Source organism: Streptomyces sp. NBC_01089 (assembly GCF_045162975.1).
Taxonomy (GTDB): Bacteria; Actinomycetota; Actinomycetes; order Streptomycetales; family Streptomycetaceae; genus Streptomyces.
The window spans coordinates 1,894,140-1,912,430 of record NZ_CP108660.1 but is presented as its reverse complement, the minus strand read 5'-3'; the positions used below and the strand labels follow the sequence as shown (position 1 = coordinate 1,912,430).

Sequence of the window (18,291 nt, the reverse complement as noted above, 5' to 3'; positions counted from 1 at the left end):
TGCCCCGGCCGAGGAATAAAGACTCTCAGACGTGCGGCCAAGCTACACACGCACGGTGCGGGTGGGGAGCCCTGTACGGGGGCCTCTCCGGGGGAGCGCGGGATTCCGTCGTGATGACTCTGCACGGATGAGGGGGTGGGGGGTGCGCGCTCTCTATATCGAACGCTTACGATCCTCACCGTGTCCAAACTGACCGACGTGCCCAAACGCATCCTGATCGGCCGGGCGCTGCGCAGCGACAAGCTGGGCGAGACCCTTCTCCCCAAACGCATCGCGCTTCCCGTCTTCGCCTCCGACCCTCTGTCCTCGGTGGCGTACGCCCCGGGAGAAGTGCTGCTCGTCCTCTCCGTCGCGGGTGTGTCGGCCTATCACTTCAGCCCGTGGATCGCGGTCGCCGTCGTGGTGCTGATGTTCACCGTGGTGGCGTCCTACCGGCAGAACGTGCACGCCTACCCCAGCGGCGGTGGTGACTACGAGGTCGCCACCACCAACCTGGGGCCGAAGGCCGGGCTCACCGTGGCCAGTGCCCTGCTCGTCGACTACGTACTGACCGTCGCCGTGTCGATTGCCTCCGGCGTCGAGAACCTCGGCTCCGCGATTCCTTTCGTGGTCGAGCACAAGGTGCTCTGCGCCGTCGGCACGATTGTTGTGCTGACCCTGATGAATCTGCGCGGTGTGAAGGAATCGGGGAAGCTTTTCGCCATTCCGACGTATGTCTTCGTCGCCGGTGTCTTCATCATGATCGCGTGGGGCGCCTTCCGCGGTCTCGTACTCGGCGACACCATGAAGGCCCCGACCGCGGGCTTCACCATTCACGCCGAGCGCGGCGGCCTCGGCGGCTTCGCCATGGTCTTCCTGCTGCTGCGTGCCTTCTCCTCCGGCTGTGCGGCGCTCACCGGCGTCGAGGCGATCAGCAACGGCGTACCGGCCTTCCGCAAGCCCAAGAGCAAGAACGCCGCGTCCACGCTGGCCCTGATGGGCATCCTGGCCGTCACGATGTTCTGCGGGATCATCGGCCTCGCCATGGCCACCAAGGTGCGGATGGCGTCCAACCCCGGCACCGACCTGCTCAACCACGGGGTGCCGCTGGGCGCCGGCTACAACCAGGACCCGGTGATCTCGCAGGTGGCCGCCGCCGTCTTCGGCAACGGCACCTTCTTCTTCGTGGTCCTCGCCGCCGCGACCGCGCTGGTTCTCTTCCTGGCCGCCAACACCGCGTACAACGGCTTCCCGCTGCTCGGCTCGATCCTCGCCCAGGACCGCTACCTGCCGCGCCAGCTGCACACCCGGGGCGACCGGCTGGCCTTCTCCAACGGCATCGTGCTGCTGGCGGGCGCGGCCGTGCTGCTGGTGGTCATCTACGGAGCCGACTCGACGCGGCTGATCCAGCTGTACATCGTGGGCGTGTTCGTCTCCTTCACCCTCAGCCAGACCGGCATGGTCCGGCACTGGAACCGCCACCTGGCGACCGAGAAGGACCCGAACAAGCGCCGCCACATGATCCGTTCGCGCGCCATCAACACCTTCGGCGCCTTCTTCACCGGACTGGTGCTGGTCGTCGTCCTGGCCACCAAGTTCACCCATGGCGCCTGGGTCGCGCTGCTCGGCATGGTGATCTTCTTCGGGACCATGACCGCGATCCGCAAGCACTACGACCGGGTCGCCGAGGAGATCGCGGCGCCGGACGAGCCGTCCGAGGAGAGCCTGCGCCCCTCGCGCGTCCACTCGATCGTGCTGGTCTCCAAGGTCCACCGGCCGACGCTGCGCGCGCTCGGCTACGCGAAGCTGATGCGCTCCGACCATCTGGAGGCGCTCTCCATCGGGGTCGACCCGGCCGAGACGAAGGCGCTCAAGGACGACTGGGAGCGGCGCGGCATCAATGTGCCGCTGAAGATCCTGGACTCCCCGTACCGCGAGATCACCCGGCCGATCATCGAGTACGTACGGGGCCTGCGGCGCGAGAGCCCGCGGGACGTGGTCTCCATCTACATCCCCGAGTACGTGGTGGGGCACTGGTACGAGCACGTGCTGCACAACCAGAGCGCCCTGCGCCTGAAGGGCCGGCTGCTCTTCACGCCCGGTGTCATGGTCACCTCGGTCCCGTACCAGCTGGAGTCCTCGGAACTCGCGAAGAAGCGCGCGAGGAAGCGGGCCGACTGGAACGCGCCGGGCGCGGTGCGCCGGGGCCCGGTGACGAGGCGGCCGGAGGAGCCTGTGGCTGCCGGTAAGGGGGCGTCGGGCGGGAAGGGCGCGTCCGGCGGGAAGAGCACGTCCGGCGGGAAGGGCGCCAAGGGTTCGAAGGGGCCGCAGGGCCCACAGGACAAGAGCTGAGGAAACCGGCCCCCGGCGGCGGTGAGCCGCTGTGCGACTGGTGAACGGCCGGGCAACACCCACGTAGACTGGTGGGTCGTTGTCCGGCTGTTCCCTTTTGATCTTCTGGAGTCCCCCCGCCATGCAGACAGAACCCACGTCATCGCTGGTCGGGGAGGAGTACGAGGTCGAGGTCGGCCCCGTCGCGCACGGCGGCCACTGCATCGCCCGCACCGAGGAGGGCCGGGTCCTCTTCGTACGGCACACCCTGCCCGGCGAGAAGGTCGTCGCCCGGGTGACCGACGGCGAGGAGAGCTCACGCTTCCTGCGGGCCGACGCCGTCCGGATCATCGAGGCGTCCAAGGACCGGGTCGAGGCCCCGTGTCCCTTCTCCGGCCCCGGCCGGTGCGGCGGCTGCGACTGGCAGCACGCCAAGCCGGGCGCACAGCGCAGGCTCAAGGGCGAAGTGATCACCGAGCAGCTCCAGCGGCTGGCGGGCCTGACCCCGGAGGAAGCGGGCTGGGACGGCACCGTGATGCCGGCCGCCGGTGACAAACTGCCGCCGGGCGAGGTGCCCGCGTGGCGCACCCGGGTCCAGTACACGGTGGACGACCAGGGCAGGGCGGGCCTGCGCAAGCACCGCTCGCACGAGGTCGAGCCGGTCGACCACTGCATGATCGCGGCGCAGGGCGTCACGGAACTGGGCATCGAGAAGCGCGCATGGCCGCAGCTGGCATCCGTCGAGGCCATCGCGGCCACCGGCTCCAGCGACCGCCAGGTGGTCCTCACCCCGAAGCCGGGCGGCCGCTTGCCCCTGGTCGAGCTCGACAAGCCGGTCTCGGTGCTGCGCGTCGAGGAGCACGACGGGGGAGTGCACCGCGTCCACGGCCGCCCCTTCGTCCGTGAACGGGCCGACGGCCGCACGTACCGCGTCGGCATGGGCGGCTTCTGGCAGGTCCACCCGCAGGCGGCCGACACCCTGCTGAAGGCGGTGATGCAGGGCCTGATGCCCCGCAAGGGCGACTCGGCGCTCGACCTGTACTGCGGCGTCGGCCTGTTCGCGGGCGCCATCGCCGAACGGGTCGGCGAGCAGGGCGCGGTGCTCGGCATCGAGTCGTCCAAGCGCGCGTGCGAGGACGCCAGGCACAACCTGAAGGAACTGCCGCGGGTCCGCATCGAACACGGCAAGGTCGAGGCGGCCCTGCCCCGCACGGGCATCACGGAGACGGACCTGATCGTCCTGGACCCGCCCCGGGCGGGCGCGGGCAAGCAGACGGTCAAACACCTGACATCCCTGGGCGCCCGCCGCATCGCGTACGTGGCCTGCGACCCGGCGGCGCTGGCACGGGACTTGGCGTACTTCCGCGATGGCGGGTACAAGGTGCGGGTGCTGCGGGCGTTCGATCTCTTTCCGATGACGCATCACGTGGAGTGCGTGGCAATTCTGGAGCCGGTCGCGAAGGACGCCTGACCTGCGGGTTTGGGTGCGGTGTGGGCGTTACGGGCGATATCTTGACGCTGGAATGACGCTCTCCGAGGCGTCGTGACGCTCATTTGACGCTCGTTCTGATGGGCCGTCAGGCAGCTTGTGTTGCTGGTCGGACGGCTTCCTGGCTGCATGATGTCAGCGCATTGGAGGGAGTCTTTTGCCGCCAGGTTCGTGGGACCGTGGCTCCCCGACCCCAAGCCTGCGCAGTGGCCGAGCGTGTCGTACCGATCCGTGTTGGCCCTCTTGCCGCGATGAGGCGGGGCTTTCACACTGCGGATCACAGGCGGCGGGCAGCGGGAGTGGAGTAAGGGAATGGCGGCACGACGACGGCGTCGGCGGTTGAGGAAGCGTACGCGCCAGCACTTACTGGGCTGGGGCAGCGTCGCAGCGGTGGCCGCCGTGGTGTGGCTGGCGGCGAACTGGGCTGCGGTATGGCCGGTCCTTGTAGTCGCCCTCGGCGTGATCGCGATGGTCGGGATCGGCTGGAGGCTGTGGCGTGCGCACTCGGATGCGGTGGGCCAGGACCGGAAGTGGCGAGCGCAGGAGGAAGCCAAGGCGCGCGAGCTGTCGATGACAGAGGTCGACGCGCTGTCCTGGCAGGACTTCGAGGCTTACGTCGCCGACCTGTGCTGCAGGGACGGCTGTTCGAAGGTTGTCGTCAGCGGCAAGAGCGGTGACCTGGGCGCCGACGTCATCGGCTACTTCCCCGACGGCCGCAAACTGGTTGTTCAGTGTAAGAAGTACGCGCCTGAGCGCAGCGTGTCCTCCCAGGATATGCAGAAGTTCGTGGGCACCGCTCGGCTTGAGCACGGAGCGGACGTCGCCGTCTTCGTCACCACTTGCCGTACGTTCACCAAAGCCGCGCAGGGGTTGGCCCGGCGACAGAACATCGTGGCCCTGCACCGGGACTTGCTGGGTTCCTGGGTCAAGGAGGCCCATCTGGAGTTCCGCTCGGTGGGCGGGGCGACGGCAGAGTGAAGCGAGACTCACCGGCCTGAAGTTCATGGGGCGTTGGAGGCGGCCTGTTTCGCGCCAATGACCAGCACGGTTTCGGAAACGTGCAGCATCGGCCCAGGTAGCTCTCGGTAGATTTATAGCTTCGTGTGCGCACTGCACAACGGGACTTGAGGGGGAGCAAGTGGGCACCAGCCACGCCGGAGCGAGCGGATATCGCGTCTCCATTCTTGATGAGGATCCGCTGCGTGCCCGGCGCGAAGCGCGCGAGCTGCTCGCCGCCCTCGCCGAAGTGGACCCACAGGTAGCCCTCGATGTCTCCGGCCAGGCGTCGGTGAGCGACACCGACAAGGGCGGGCCCGTCACGGACTTGATCGGCTTGGTGTTCAGTGGCGGTTCTCTGGCCGCTGCGGGCATTCAGGTGTGGTTGGCCCGAGTGCCGCAGCGGACAGTTGTCGTCACCCGGCCCGACGGGGCGACGTTGCGTATCACCGGCAAGGAAACACGCAACGAAGAGGAGCGGATCGAGCGGTTCCTCGATGGCACTCCGGCGGACAGCGACGAGGACGGACCGGGCGCGGAGTGAGCCAGAACGACCGATATGCCATGCTCATCGGCGTATCCACCTACGACAGCGACCACTATCACGATCTCCCGCCGGTCCGGGCGGACCTGCACTACATGCAGGCGGTGCTACAGAGCACTGAGATTGGCATGTACAACGAGTGCGCGATGGTCCCCGAGCCGACTCGGGCCGAGATGCTGCATGCCATCGAGGAGTTCCTGGAGGCACGGCAGTCCAGCGAGACGGCCCTGCTGTACTTCAGTGGGCATGGTGAATTCTGCGAAGCCGACGGGCAGTTGTACTTTCTCACTCGGGATGCCGATCCGGATGATCTGCCGGGCACCGCCGTACCCGCCGAGTTTCTGGAGCGGATGCTTCAGTCATGCCGGGCCTCGTCGAAGGTAGTCCTCCTCGACTGCTGCTCCAGTGGCTCAGTCGTACAGGGGTGGACTGCCAAAGGCGCGGCAGACACCAGCGATCGACCCGCGCCGAGCACGCTGTTGCGACCGACCGGCGTGTACTTCATCACTGCTTCGGACGCGCTCCAGGCGGCATCGGCGATGGCGCCGGCAGGGTCGTCTCTCGGCACCTCCCGCTTCACTGGCGAGATCGTGGAAGGGCTGCGCAGCGGGCGCATCAAGGGCAGTGGCTGGATCACCCCGGACGATCTCTTCGAGTACCTGACCTCGCAAATGGTCCGCAGCGGCGTGCCGCAGGAGCAGCGGCCGACCAAGTCCACGATCAGGGCAACGCACTCGCTTCCGCTCGCGCGCTCCGTGGCCCGCTCGGTGCAGCTGCCGGCTCCGCCTCGCGAGGACGCGCGCACCGTCCGGCCCACGGCCTTGCTGAAGGCACAGCAACTGGCCGGGGAAGATGCCCGCGACGGTGTCGACCGGCAGCGGCTCCTGCGCTACTACGCTCGCTGCCTGGGCGCGCAGGCAGCGAGCGGAATGCTCCCCGACAGGGACAGCGGCCGCGGCTCCTCGTACTTCTTGCTGGGACAGGGATCTGAGAGCGTGCAGTGCGGCCTCGGATCCGGCCTTCCTGCTCCACAGCAACTACCCAGGCCGAAGAGTACGGGTGCGCAGACAGATGGAGCCAGCCTCCAGGAGTACTGGTACGGGTATCCGGCCGTCACCCTGCCCGAGCGTGGTGGGGGCGGACGTCGGCGGGCAGCGGTGCGGATCGCACCCCTGCTGATCCAGCCGATGGAGCTTGCTCCTGATGAGGACGGTCGCGACCGTCTACGCTCCAGTGGTGTTCCGTCCCTGCATACGAGTGTGATCACGGAGCTGCTCGAGGACGACGACGCTGCCGAGCTGCTCGCTCGCTGGCAGCCGGCCTGGCAGGAGGGCAACGGTGCCCAAATGGTGACGGCCGTACGGGAGTTGCTGACTGAGCTCGGGCTGCCGGAGCTGGAGCCGCTCGACCTGTCCGCACTCAGCGAGCGGTCCGTCATGGATTCGCTGCGGCCCGGTGCTCACAACGCGGCCGTCCTGCTCGCGCCTTCGGGCGTGGAACGCATCGCGACAGAGGCTCTCGTGGACAACCTCCTTCAGATGTCCACGCGCATCGGGGAGATGTCCGGTACCGCGCTGGATGCCCTCCTGACTGGTGATGATGCCGGAGGCGCCCCTGTGCGAAACGCCCCGGTCGTGGTGGCTCCGGGGCCGTGCAACGAGAGCCAGGAACGGGTGATCGCCTCGGCGATGACGCGTACGCTCACCGTCGCGACGGGACCACCTGGCACCGGGAAGAGCGAGGTCGTGACCGCGGTGGTCACCACAGCGGTTGCTGCGGGGGAGTCCGTGCTCGTAGCGTCCACGAACAACGAGGCCGTGGACGTGGTGGCCCAGCGGTGCGACGCGATCTCACCAGGGCTGCTCATGCGGACGGGTAACGCCGCCGCCCTGGAGCGTGAGGCCGCGAAGCTGGAACGGCTGCTCGCCCAGCCCGTCGAGGCGCCTGGACGCAACTCGACGACTGTGGCTGGCGAGCTGCGCAACCGGCACGTAAGGGTCGGGTCACAGAGGGCGGAGGCGGCCCGACTCGTCGGTGAGGAGAAGCGTCTGCTGGAGCTGCTACGGGACCGGTCACGGCGGGTGGGCGAGCTTGGACTTCCGGTGGAAGTGCTCGCAGCGGCATGGACCGGCAGTGAGGTCGTGATGCTCGCGCGCTGGGAGGAGCGGGCACGAAAGGCGGCCGGCGCCAGGTGGTTCACGTTCGGTCGGTGGCGCAGGGGGCGGGCGCTGTCCGCCCTCGTCGGAGCCGTCGCAGACAGTGTGTCGAACGTATGGCCAAGCTGGACGACGCAGCGGCCTGTCCCGCCTGAACTCCTTATCGCCCTGGGGGAGGCGGTGGCCGTGGAGCGGGCACTTCGGGATCTTGTACCGGAGTATCTCGCTCGGGACGAGCAAGGTCTGAAGGAAGTGCGGCTGGAGAGTGCCGCCGGCTTGTCGGAAGTGTCCGGTGAACTGGCCAGTGCAGTGGCCGCCGAGGCCATGGCTCGTGGCCTCTCGCTGATGGGGCAGCGTCTCCAAGCACTGCGCCAGCGCTCCGGCTTTCAGCGGAGCCAGCGTAATCTGATGGAGCATCTGAAGGGATGGGCCATCAGTACGCACTCGATACGGCAGCTCGAACTGGCTCCGAAGCTGTTCGACTTGGTCGTGATCGACGAAGCGAGTCAGTGCTCCATTCCGTCGGTCCTTCCTCTACTATTCCGGGCGAAGCGGGCGTTGATCATCGGCGACCCCATGCAGCTTGGGCACATTCCTGGGATCACCGCACAGCAGGAGCGTCAGGCAAGGACCCGGTCGGGGCTGAGGGCGGCTCAGCTTGAGGATCGCAGCCTCACCTATCACGTGTATTCGTCCTACCACGCGTCCGCGCAGCACGGTCACGCGGCGCTGCTGCTGGACGAGCACTACCGGTGCCATCCGGCCATCGCGGATGTGGTCAACGGCTATTGCTACGCGGGCCAGTTGCAGGTCCTGACCGATGTCCGGAACCAGGTCCCTGCTGTCGACCCGGCGGGGGCGATTGACCCGGCCCCGGTGCTGGGGTGGGTGGACGTATCGCACGGCGAGTCCGCGCGCGGCAGCGGCGGCCAGTCCTGGCGCAATGCGGCGGAGGCCGAGCAGGTCCGGGAGACGGTGGACGAACTGCTTGCGCGGTTGCCCGACCATGCGACAGTCGGGGTGGTCACACCGTTCCGTGCCCAGAAGGAAGCTCTGGCACGCGTCTGGGCGGATGACGACCGAGTGCGGGTCGGTACCGTACACGCTTTCCAAGGCGGGCAGCGTGACGTGATGGTGCTGAGTCCGGTGGCCACCGGCAACACCCCACCTCGTACGACGCACTGGGTGGCGAGCCAGGTCAACCTGTGGAACGTGGCGGTCACGCGGGCCAAGTCGCAGCTGATCACGGTGGGCAGCCACGCCCTCTGGCAGAGCCAGGCCGGGCTGCCGGCGCTGCTCGCGGAGCGAGCAGCAGTCCTGCGAGCCGGGGCCGGAACGCAACAGGACACGGCCTTCGGGATGCGGGCGCCGTCAGGATCGCGTGTAGAGCTTGGCGATAGGCTCCAGGAGTACCTCGGTCTGCGGGGCGTCACGGAGCTGGAGCGAGCTGCGGTCGTCGGCGGACACACTGTCGACCTGTTGTTCACGGTGGACGGGGCGAACACGGCGGTACTCATTGATCCCGGGCCCGAGCACGGTCAGGATCCGGCCCGTCATCTGCGGCTGATGCACGCGCGCAGCGACTTGCTCACCGGGCTGCCCTCCGGAGGAACCGGCGCGAAGGCCGAGCCCGTGGACCGGACTGTCCGAGTCCCGGCCTGGCGGATTCTTGCTGGGGCGGCCGCGTTGGACCCACTGTTCGTCAGGTCGCAGAACTCGGTGGATCGGGTCGGGACGGCGATGTGACGAAAGCCCGGCCCGCTGACGGAACGTCGCCCCGGCGACCGCGTCAGCACCGGCACGCACGGCAGCACCCAGCGTTCTGCTCGAACCGGCCAGCACCTGCAGACCGCCATCAAGGGCATCGGGGAGATCGACAAGTATCCGGCACCGGTACGGGCCGCCCGCTCGGCCTAGAACATGATGTGGTCGTTCTGCGACGTAGGAGGAATGACCTGGAGCACGTCCCAGCGTTAGACAATCTTTCCGCCTGCGGCGAAGCGGAAGATGTCGATGCCCCCGTACTCCTCGGCGGGCCAGATCTGGCGGCAGTGCAGCACAACGTGAGCCTTGACGCCCCTGTCAAGGGCACCGTCACCGTGAATGGGCCCGTTACGTCGAGCACTCCGCTCCGCTGCAGGAGATCGGGACTTTCCTCGACACAGAGTCGGTGCACCCCAGGCGCAGCGCGTTCAGCCGCCTGATGGCGCTCGCCCACACCCACGGCATCAGCTGTGGCCGGGTGGACGAGGTGATCGACCGGGCCGGGCCGACCAGCGTGACCGGCAAGCGGGTGGGTGCGTTCTCGCTCGGTATGTGCCAGCGGCTCGGTATCGCCGTAGTGCTGCTCAGCGACCCGGACATCGTCATGCTCGACGAGGCGGTCAACGGCCTCGACCCCGAGGGCGTGCTGTGGGTGCGCAAGTTGCTGCGCGCCCTGGCCGACGAGGGTCGGGCGGTCATGCTCCCGGACCAGGTCTGAGGACGTGACTTGGTGGCAGCCAACGCGAGATCTCCCCGCATCGCTCGCGGTCGAGCACGGTGTCGTCTGGGGGGAAGTGACGACCCCGCGTGCCGGGGAACTCGTAGAGACTCGCGGCCCCAGATGCCACATTCCGGAGAGGTTCTGGGAGAGCCCTGAGAACCGTGGACCCCGTCCCGCAGGTCAGGCGGTGTACGACGCCACAACGTGGGCCGGTCTCTCAGGAGGGCCCAGGACTGCCATCGATCGCCGCTCACCACTCAGGGCGCCCTTTTGACCTCCACCACGCGAAGCGCGAGGACCGTGCCGTCCTCGTCGATCGAGACTGGGCCGCCCCACTCCGGGTCCCAACCGGTGGCGGGCCAACCCGCGCCCTGGTCGTAGATGCGGCTGCGCAGTGATTCGACGTCTGGCCTCCTGCCCTTGGCGAGGAGCCGGAAGAGATCTGTACGGATGCCGGAGAACGCCTCGACTCGAGCCTCGTTCAAACGGAAGATGTGGTCCGTGCCGGTGAAGTGCGTGCCAAGGAGCTGGTACCCGCTGTCCTGGACGCTTCCAGAGGCGGGATGCTCGAGCCCTCGGAAGAACTTCCGGCCCTGCCGATCGGTGAGAAGGCGGGAGGTGGCGCGCCCCGCTCCAGCAAAGGAGGTCATCCCTGCCGCGCTGGTGTGCGCCAGTACACGTTGAAACCATGCGTAGCGCTTGGGATCGAGCTGGCAGCCGGGCAGGGGAGTGGCGGAGTGATCTGCCGTTTTGGTGTGCTGGATGCCGGGGAGCAGGTCCTTCTGCTCTACAACCGGATTCAAATCGATTTCGTCCGCATGCTCTTGGAGCGTGGGTGTCAGATTCCCACCCCGCCCACTTGCGTGTAGGGCATTGACAGTCACGGGGCCGTCGACCGGGAGCTCTGTGCTGAGTACGAAGCCTGGGGTTTCGTTCCACGGACCGATGTGCAATCCGTCGACATAGGCGGCGGACGAAGCCAGTTGATCGTGTGAGGCACCCGGCCCTGTGTGATTTCCCTTGCAAGCGATAGGGAAAACCATTGAGGGTTCCGACGGCTTCCACACCTCGGCCAGATATTGAGGTCGGAATCGATAGCCCACACTTCCGACTTCGCTGCCTTTCACCTTCTCTGTGCTGGTTAGTGCCCAACCGGCACGCAGGACCGTGTCCGCATGAACGATCGAGACGCGGTGCTGGGGGTAGCGGCTGCGCAGGATGCGTGCGGCGGCAGCCAAGGCGAAGGCGTGGCCCAACTCGTCGGACTGAAGCGCCTTGTAGTACTTCACGGTGCGCCTGCCCTCGGGAGACAGCCATAGCAAGGGCCCTTTTCCGGCCTGCAGAGCCTGGATGTATTTCAAGCTGCCCCAGTGCTCCGCCAGTCCTCGCGCCGCACCGCGTTGTGTGAGCGTCAGGCCCCTCGCGAGGTGATGCAGCACCTCTGCGTAGGTCAGTCCTATGGAACTGCCCAGTTCGGCGCTAGGAAAAGGGCGAAGCCCTTCCTTACGTCGCAGCCCGACCGGCCTCTCAATTGACTTCCGAGCTTCCAACTTGGCTTCTTCGAGCTGTCGTTGATGCTTCTTCCATCGTCGCCTGTCCTCGGCGGCCGCAGCCTTCTCGACGCTTCCGGCCAGGGCCAGGTTTGACCGGGTGGCGACCTTCACCTGGTGCACGAGGTGCTCCAGTACTGCAGCTGCGCTGGGCCTGTCCTCCACGATGTCCGGCACGACTCCCCCTCCCTGCACGGCATTCAGAGTCATGAGCGTGCAAGGGGGGTCCGCGTTGCGCCAGACCGCCTCCGAGGATTGGCTGAATCGCCACCGTCTCCCTTGGGGGTTCGGCGGGTCTGCTGGGATCTCGTATTTGGCTGCCGATGTGACGAAGCCAGAGACCTTCTCCAGTGCCGCTTCATCCCTAAAATTTCGCTGGTGCGGCGTGCCAATGGTGCGTTCGGGAGTAGGTCTTTGGCTTACCTTCGGGGAATTCAGCCGCGCTGCGCTGCGTTTGCTGCCTCGGCCCGATCTGACCTGAGGAACGATTGGATGGAGCAGATGCTTAGAAGGCGCCCGTCCTGCCCTATTTTAGGGGCAATTGTGCAGCCATCTCTGCTCGTGATGGCAGTTCGCCCACGGCAGACGTATTTAAGCGGCAATGGACTGGATTAGTTCGGTCGCTTCAAGTGAACCTAGGTGCAGATGGATTGGCCGCCATGTCATACGAATTCGGCGACGCGCAGGCGAAATTTGCCGCGCCAGCGGCATGGGCGGTCCCCTATCTTTGTAGCACGGGATCCCTGGTTACCGAAACCGGGGATCGTGTGGACGATTGTTGTTGTCGAGCGGGACTCCGCGCGGCGAATCCCCCTTTTCCCCCAAGGAGTTCTTCGCTGTGGTCTCGCTTAGGCCGCTTGTCTCCTGGAGCCGATTATCCGCTGAACCAGGCGGGTGCTTCAGCGGACTGGCAGAGCACCGCCGCCCGCGATGTCCCTCCCGCACACTCCGGTCCGTCGTCGACAACTTTGTGACCTGGCTCCTGCTTTGCAGGAGATCCGCCGTTCCCTGACGTGCTGCGCCCCTCCCCGGCATGTCGACCTTCACCGTGGACCGGCTTCTCCCCGGCTGCCTGCTCGCCGGAAACTCACTCACCTCCCCACCAAGGACTGACCCATGCCTGCACGCCTGTTGTCCATTCCCGCCGTCGCCGCTGCTCTGGACGTCGACCGCCGCACCGTCTACCGCTTCATCGCAGCCGGTGACCTCCCAGTCGTCGATCTGCGCACAGGTACGGGGCGTTCGTGCATATGCGTCCCCGCCGCCGGCCTTGACGAGTTCATCTCCAGCCGCGCGGTCCTCGCGCCGAGAGCGCGCGTCTGATCCAGATTCGCAGCTGTTCCTTCCGTACCGACATGAGGAGTTGGGCTGTACCTACGCAAGTTGAAGACCGGCAAGTGGCAGGCGACGGTTCGCAACCGGCTCGGCGGCCGATTCAGCGAATCGTTTCCCCTCAAGGCGCAGGCGCGTGCCTGGGGCCTCGAAATGGAGACCCAGTTCGCCCGCGGCGGCATGCGAGCCCCGAGGGCCGGCGAAACGTCGTTCCGCGAGTGGCACGACCGATGGTGGGACGCCCGCGTGGTCGAGCCCCACACCCGTCGAGCATCAAGAACCACGTCATGCCCCACTGGGCCGACTGGGAGATGCGGGCCATCACCCGCATGGGCATGCAGAGTTGGATCCGCTCCCTGATCGAGAAGGGAGCCGGAGCCTCCGCCATCAAGCGGGCCTACAACCTGACGTTCTCCATCATGCGCGCGGCCGTCGACGACGACGTGATCGCGGTGAGCCCCTGTCGCAGCACGGCTCACTCCAGTCAGTTTCTCTCGTCCGTCGCAGCTGGCGCGTCGTCGGTTCGGGCGTGGGCGGCCCGTCGCGAAGCGAGACGATAAATTGTTTGGTGTGACGCTCGTTTGACGCTTCGAGTTCCCGTACGCGGGACAATGGGCGGACAGGCTGCCTCTGACCTGGGCTTTTTCGTGACCCGTCCAGGCCGACGACGCACCATGTGGAGTGCGTGGCGATTCTGGAGCCTGCGGAGAAGGCCGCCTGACCTGCTGTTTCGTCAAGTGTCAAGGGATGGGACGTCGAGTTCGCTCCTACGAAGGAGAACGGCGGCCTCACCGTCGCTGAATCTCCCCGAATCCGGGCGGCCCAGGGCATCCGCATTGACGTGGTCGGCCCTGGCGCCTGACGGGCGCCCCACCGGCGTGCGGAGCATGGGCCCACCTGCCGGGATCCGGTCCGATCACCCCTGTGCGCGGCGCACGCTCTCCCCCCGGGGCGGGTGTGCGCCGCGCACGTGTGCCGGGGACCGCCGGTGTCTATGGTGCCGCCACCCCTGATTCCGGGGGCCTCAGCCTGGTCAGGCCGGAAGGACAGCCGATGAGCACCATGAGAGATGCGGACCCGGGCGCTGTGCCCGGCGGGGCCGCGGCCGCGGTGGGGGCGGCGGGCCGCCCCGTCGGCGCGTGGTTCGAGAGCATGCCCTTCGGGCGGGCGCACATCCTTGCCGCCGCCGCCCTTTTCATGGCCTTCGTGATCGAGTCGTGGGAACAGCTGGCGCTGGTGTACGTGTCGGGTGACCTCGGCGACGCCTTCGGGATCGACGAGTCCGCGATCGGCTGGGCCCTGTCCGCCGTAGCGCTCGGCATGATCCCGGGCAGCCTGGTGTGGGGGCCGGTGTCCGACCGGATCGGGCGGCGTTCGGTCTGCCTGTGGTCGCTCGCCGCGTATGGAGTCACCGCACTGGCCAGCGCCTTCTCGCCCGACTTCACCGTGCTCATGGTCACGCGGTTCGTGTCAGGACTGGCGCTCGCCGGCATCTACACGGTGACGTTCCCCTACTTCCTGGAACTGCTCCCGTCCCGGCTGCGCGGGCGTGCCGCCGTCCATCTGTCCGTCGGCTGGCCCATCGGTGTCCTGCTCGCCGTCGGCGTCACCCATGCCCTGGGCGGCCTCGGCTGGCATGTCGTCGCCCTCGCCAGTGAGCTCGCCGGACTGTGGGTGTTCGCTATCCGGGCCTGGGTCCCGGAGTCCCCGTACTGGCTCGCGGAGCAGGGACGGCATCAGGAGGCGGCCGATGTGCTGCGGCGGCTCGGGGCCGATGTCCCCGAGGGCACCGTCTTCGCGTCCGCCCCGGCGGCAGAGGCCCGTGCGGGCCGGCCGGTCGATCTGTTCCGTGGACCGCTGCTCCGCGTCAGCGCGCTCATGCTCGTCGTCAACTTCGCCTTCAACTGGGGTTACTGGGGGCTGCAGACGTGGCTGCCCACCCTGTTGCAGGACAAGGGGCTGAGCATGTCGGCGAGCCTCGGCTTCGTCGCGCTGAGCGCCGTGTGCATGATTCCGGGATATGTCTCGGCGTCCTGGCTGACGGGCCGCTACGGCCGTAAGAAGGTCTTCCTGCCGTACCCGCCGACCGGCACGGGAGCTGGCGCTGCGGCGCGCACGTCCAGCGCGGGCGGGCCGCACTCACCGCGGTCGGCGTCGATCCGGTGACGGGCCTGATGTCGGCGTCCACGGCCCCGGTCCACGTGCGCGCCTCGTAGCCCGCCTGAACACCCGGCAGCCGGCAAGCCGCGCCGGTCGGACAGCGGCTCGTCCGGAAGCGCGGCGACCTCTTCGCCGCCTGGCCATACCCGAAAGCCCGCGCGCCACGGTCTCCAGGACCGTGGCGCGCGGGCTTTCCCCGTCGTGCCGCGCCCGGCGCTGTTGAGTACGTCCGCTCCAGGCCGGGGGCCGGAGTCATGCGTGCTTCTTGGGTGCTTCATGGGGGCGTTGCTCCGTGTCGTGGAGCGTCATTGTCGGACAGACCTTCGCCGGGGAGGTTCGGCGTTTCTGTGAATGTGAGGTTCTCTCTGCACACTTCTTGTGCCACCTGAGGGGCGGTGTTACGTTCCCATTACCGGTTGTCGGACAATCTTGGCGGCGCGCAGTATCGCGAAGGTCGCATCAGCGGGAGAGTCCACCCGGCCCCGATGTCTGTTCGTGTGCATCGGGCGTACCACCTGTCACAGCACCGCCACCCACACATGCCGCCACAGGCGCGAGCGCACGGCCCCCGCTTCATCTCTTGCGAGGAGGAGGCCGAGGAGACAGATATGTCGACCACACAGCGCACCTCCCACCCGGAGGCCCTCCGTCTCGACCACGTCACTCTGGAGTTTCCCGGCACGCACCGGCCGGCGATCGAGGACGTGTCGTTCTCGGTCGACCGCGGCAGAGTCGTCGCCGTGATCGGACCCAGCGGGTGCGGGAAGAGCACCGTGCTCAACCTGGCCGCCGGGCTGCTCACTCCCACACAGGGGCAGGTCCACTACGCAGGCGAACCGGTCACCGCGGTCAACTCCGATGCCGCGTACGTGACTCAGCAGTCCCATCTGCTGCCCTGGCTGAGTGTCAGGGCCAACATCGGCCTGGCGCTGAAGTTCCGCAAGGTGCCCAGGGAGGAACGCGAGGAGCGCATCGCGCACTGGATCGGGCTCGTCGGCCTGACCGGCTTCGAGAACCACTTCCCCCGGGAGCTGTCGGGCGGTATGCAGAAGCGCTGCGCGATAGCGCGAGCGCTGATCTACAACCCGTCCATCGTGCTGATGGACGAGCCGTTCGGGCCGCTCGACGCCATCACCCGGCTCGAACTCCAGCAGGAACTGCTCAACATCTGGCGGGAGCAGAACGGGACTCTGATCTTCGTCACGCACGACCTCAACGAGGCCATCTACCTGGCCGACGAGGTCATCGTGATGTCCAAGGGCCCGGGCACGATCCGCCGTGTCATCCAGGTCCCCTTCGAACGCCCGCGCCAGATCGGCTCGCTCGTCGAGTCGCCCGAGTTCTCCGAGCTCTACAACGACCTCTGGGGTCTCTTCGCCGAGGAACGGAAGGCCGCCGCGTAACACGCGGCCGCGCCGCCTTCCGCCACCGGGGCACACCCACCCCGTCGCGTCCCAAGTCGTCCGACCGCCCAGCCGGTTGCGCCGTCATGCCCTTGTGCGCCGACGCCGCGCCCGCCGCCGAGTGAGGTTCACAGCTTTGATATCGATCACGGAAGAGATCCTTGTACCGAGTCCGCCCGGACGCGTCTGGGAGGTGATCTCCGATCCCTCGGCCGTCGTGTCCTGCATCGGCGGCGCCGAACTCGGGCCCTCGCACGACGACGGGTCCTTCGACGGCACCCTGGCCATCAGGTTCGGCGGTCTGCGCGTCAAGTTCGCCGCCCGGGTCTCCCTGGACCTGGACGAGTCCGCGCACGAGGGCCGCCTCACAGCCCGCGGCGCCGACGGGCAGCGGGCCACCCGCTTCAGCGCGGGCGCCACCTTCCGGGTCGTCGAGGGGGACACCCCGGGCGGGTCACGGGTCTTCTGCGACGGCGAGATCAAACTCAACGGCAAGCTCGCCAAGCTGATCGAGTCGGGTGCGGGGATGGTGGTCTCCCGGATGACGAAGGAGTTCACCGAGCAACTGGTCCAGAAGTGCGCCGAGCCGGACAGTCCGCGCGTGGCAGCCTCCGCCCAGCCGGACGGCCCGCGCGTGGCAGCTTCCGCCCAGCCGGATGGTCCGCCCGTGGTGGCTTCCGCCGAGCCCATCGGTCCGCGCGTGGCAGCCTCCGCCCCGTCGGACGGCCCGCTCGCGGTGGACTCCACCCAGCCGCCCCCCGCCGCATCCACCGCCGTACCCACGACCCCGCCCCGCCCGGCCGGACTGTTCGCACGTCTGCGGGCGTGGTGGGCGGGGCGCCGGTCCGGGCGCCCGGGGCAGCCGCCGCAGGCGACGCAGGCGACGCGGTCCGCGGCCGAGAGCACATCCGGTGAAGCACTGGGCCAGGGAGGCCGGCGATGACAACGACAACGTCCAGGTTCAACAAGGTGATCGGCGCCCTGGAAGCGGGGCTGCACGTCCTCGCCACCTTCTCGGCGGCCGACCCGGCGTCCGCGATCGAGCTGAGCAACTCCGACTACGACGCCGTGGTGTTCGAGATGGAGCACAAGCCCTGGGACATCAACGCCCTCAAGGACAGTTTCCAGTATCTGCTGAGCAGGCGCCGGGTCTTCGAGGCGGACAGCCTCGCCCCGGCCGTCACCCCGCTCGTGCGCATCCCCGCCAACGGCGCCGAGAAAGCACAGTGGCACGCCAAACAGGCCCTGGACCTGGGCGCGTTCGGCATCATCTGGCCGCACATCTCCACGGTGGAGGAGGCCAGGAACGCCGTCGCCGCCTGCCGCTACCCACGGCTGCCCGACGCCCCCCGTTACGAGCCGGCCGGTCTGCGCGGGGACGGCCCGCACGCGGCGACCCGCTACTGGGGCATCTCGAACACCGAGTACTACGCCAGGGCCGACGTGTGGCCGCTCGCGCCCGACGGCGAGATCCTGGTGGGCCTCATGATCGAGGACCAGCTCGGTATCAAGAACCTGCCGGACATCCTCGACCAGGTGCCGGGCATCGGGCTGATCCTGATCGGCGAGGGCGACATGAGCCAGGAACTGGGCTTCCCCCGCCAGTACGAACACCCCCGCGTCCTGGAGTGCAAGCGGCAGATCCTCGACATCTGCGACGCACGCGGGATCGCCGTGGCCCACCCCCATGTGACCGCCGGCAACGTCAAGCAGGTGCTCGACGACGGCTACCGGTTCCTGATGTCGGCCCCGGTGCGCACCTACCCCGGCCTGAACAAGGCCCGGGAGCTGACCGGCCGTGCCTGACGGGGCCGGGGCCCCGCCGCCACGGCCGTACACCGCGCGACCACCGCACCGCGAGTTTCG

The 18,291-nt window shown here is 67.9% G+C and carries 12 protein-coding genes and 1 pseudogene; 12 read left to right on the top strand and 1 reads right to left on the bottom strand.

Going from position 1 to position 18,291, the window contains the following annotated elements:
* Positions 1 to 180 precede the first annotated feature (180 nt).
* The 6 genes and pseudogenes from OG510_RS08420 to OG510_RS08395 all read left to right on the top strand — a co-directional run.
* Positions 181 to 2,331: an APC family permease gene (locus OG510_RS08420; protein WP_406136151.1), complete on the top strand. Its 2,151-nt coding sequence runs from the start codon at positions 181 to 183 to the stop codon at positions 2,329 to 2,331.
* Between the two features lie 121 nt (positions 2,332 to 2,452).
* Complete coding sequence (locus OG510_RS08415; RefSeq protein WP_406136150.1) at positions 2,453 to 3,781, top strand: class I SAM-dependent RNA methyltransferase; 1,329 nt, start codon at positions 2,453 to 2,455, stop codon at positions 3,779 to 3,781.
* Between the two features lie 408 nt (positions 3,782 to 4,189).
* Positions 4,190 to 4,777, top strand: coding sequence for a restriction endonuclease (locus tag OG510_RS08410; protein ID WP_406136149.1), 588 nt, complete (start codon positions 4,190 to 4,192; stop codon positions 4,775 to 4,777).
* 160 nt (positions 4,778 to 4,937) lie between these two features.
* Entirely contained in the window at positions 4,938 to 5,339 is a 402-nt protein-coding gene (locus OG510_RS08405; protein ID WP_406136148.1) for a hypothetical protein, read from the top strand.
* On the top strand, positions 5,336 to 9,241 hold the full coding sequence (locus tag OG510_RS08400; RefSeq protein ID WP_406136147.1) for an AAA domain-containing protein: 3,906 nt from the start codon (positions 5,336 to 5,338) through the stop codon (positions 9,239 to 9,241). Before OG510_RS08405 ends, OG510_RS08400 begins: the two co-directional genes overlap by 4 nt.
* A 317-nt stretch (positions 9,242 to 9,558) precedes the next feature.
* Positions 9,559 to 9,962, top strand: a pseudogene (locus OG510_RS08395) (ATP-binding cassette domain-containing protein); the annotation flags it as partial.
* Between the two features lie 275 nt (positions 9,963 to 10,237).
* Here OG510_RS08395 and OG510_RS08390 read toward each other — a convergent pair.
* The gene (locus OG510_RS08390; protein ID WP_406136146.1) at positions 10,238 to 11,707 is read right to left on the bottom strand and encodes a hypothetical protein; all 1,470 of its coding nucleotides are present in this window, start codon (positions 11,705 to 11,707) and stop codon (positions 10,238 to 10,240) included.
* A 939-nt stretch (positions 11,708 to 12,646) separates the two neighbouring features.
* Here OG510_RS08390 and OG510_RS08385 point away from each other — a divergent pair.
* The 6 genes from OG510_RS08385 to OG510_RS08360 all read left to right on the top strand — a co-directional run bounded on the left by OG510_RS08385 (position 12,647) and on the right by OG510_RS08360 (position 18,231).
* Positions 12,647 to 12,853 carry a helix-turn-helix transcriptional regulator gene (locus OG510_RS08385; protein ID WP_406136145.1) on the top strand — a complete coding sequence of 69 codons (207 nt, stop codon included), beginning with the start codon at positions 12,647 to 12,649 and terminating at the stop codon, positions 12,851 to 12,853.
* A gap of 296 nt (positions 12,854 to 13,149) precedes the next feature.
* On the top strand, positions 13,150 to 13,422 hold the full coding sequence (locus OG510_RS08380) for a hypothetical protein (RefSeq protein WP_406136144.1): 273 nt from the start codon (positions 13,150 to 13,152) through the stop codon (positions 13,420 to 13,422).
* A gap of 493 nt (positions 13,423 to 13,915) precedes the next feature.
* Positions 13,916 to 15,028, top strand: coding sequence for an MFS transporter (locus OG510_RS08375; RefSeq protein ID WP_406136143.1), 1,113 nt, complete (start codon positions 13,916 to 13,918; stop codon positions 15,026 to 15,028).
* Positions 15,029 to 15,630: 602 nt separating this feature from the next.
* Positions 15,631 to 16,425 carry an ABC transporter ATP-binding protein gene (locus tag OG510_RS08370; RefSeq protein ID WP_406136142.1) on the top strand — a complete coding sequence of 265 codons (795 nt, stop codon included), beginning with the start codon at positions 15,631 to 15,633 and terminating at the stop codon, positions 16,423 to 16,425.
* Between the two features lie 136 nt (positions 16,426 to 16,561).
* On the top strand, positions 16,562 to 17,368 hold the full coding sequence (locus tag OG510_RS08365) for an SRPBCC domain-containing protein (protein WP_406136141.1): 807 nt from the start codon (positions 16,562 to 16,564) through the stop codon (positions 17,366 to 17,368).
* A complete protein-coding gene (locus OG510_RS08360) occupies positions 17,365 to 18,231 on the top strand; it encodes an HpcH/HpaI aldolase/citrate lyase family protein (protein WP_406136140.1) in 867 nt (288 codons plus the stop codon). Before OG510_RS08365 ends, OG510_RS08360 begins: the two co-directional genes overlap by 4 nt.
* Positions 18,232 to 18,291: the final 60 nt, after the last annotated feature.

Excerpts from the sequence above, each read along its gene's own strand:
- OG510_RS08370 (WP_406136142.1), top strand. The coding sequence starts at position 15,631 with ATGTCGACCACACAGCGCACCTCCCACCCGGAGGCCCTCCGTCTCGAC.
- OG510_RS08375 (WP_406136143.1), top strand. The coding sequence starts at position 13,916 with ATGAGCACCATGAGAGATGCGGACCCGGGCGCTGTGCCCGGCGGGGCC.
- OG510_RS08385 (WP_406136145.1), top strand. The coding sequence starts at position 12,647 with ATGCCTGCACGCCTGTTGTCCATTCCCGCCGTCGCCGCTGCTCTGGAC.
- OG510_RS08415 (WP_406136150.1), top strand. The coding sequence starts at position 2,453 with ATGCAGACAGAACCCACGTCATCGCTGGTCGGGGAGGAGTACGAGGTC.
- OG510_RS08360 (WP_406136140.1), top strand. The coding sequence starts at position 17,365 with ATGACAACGACAACGTCCAGGTTCAACAAGGTGATCGGCGCCCTGGAA.
- OG510_RS08380 (WP_406136144.1), top strand. The coding sequence starts at position 13,150 with ATGCCCCACTGGGCCGACTGGGAGATGCGGGCCATCACCCGCATGGGC.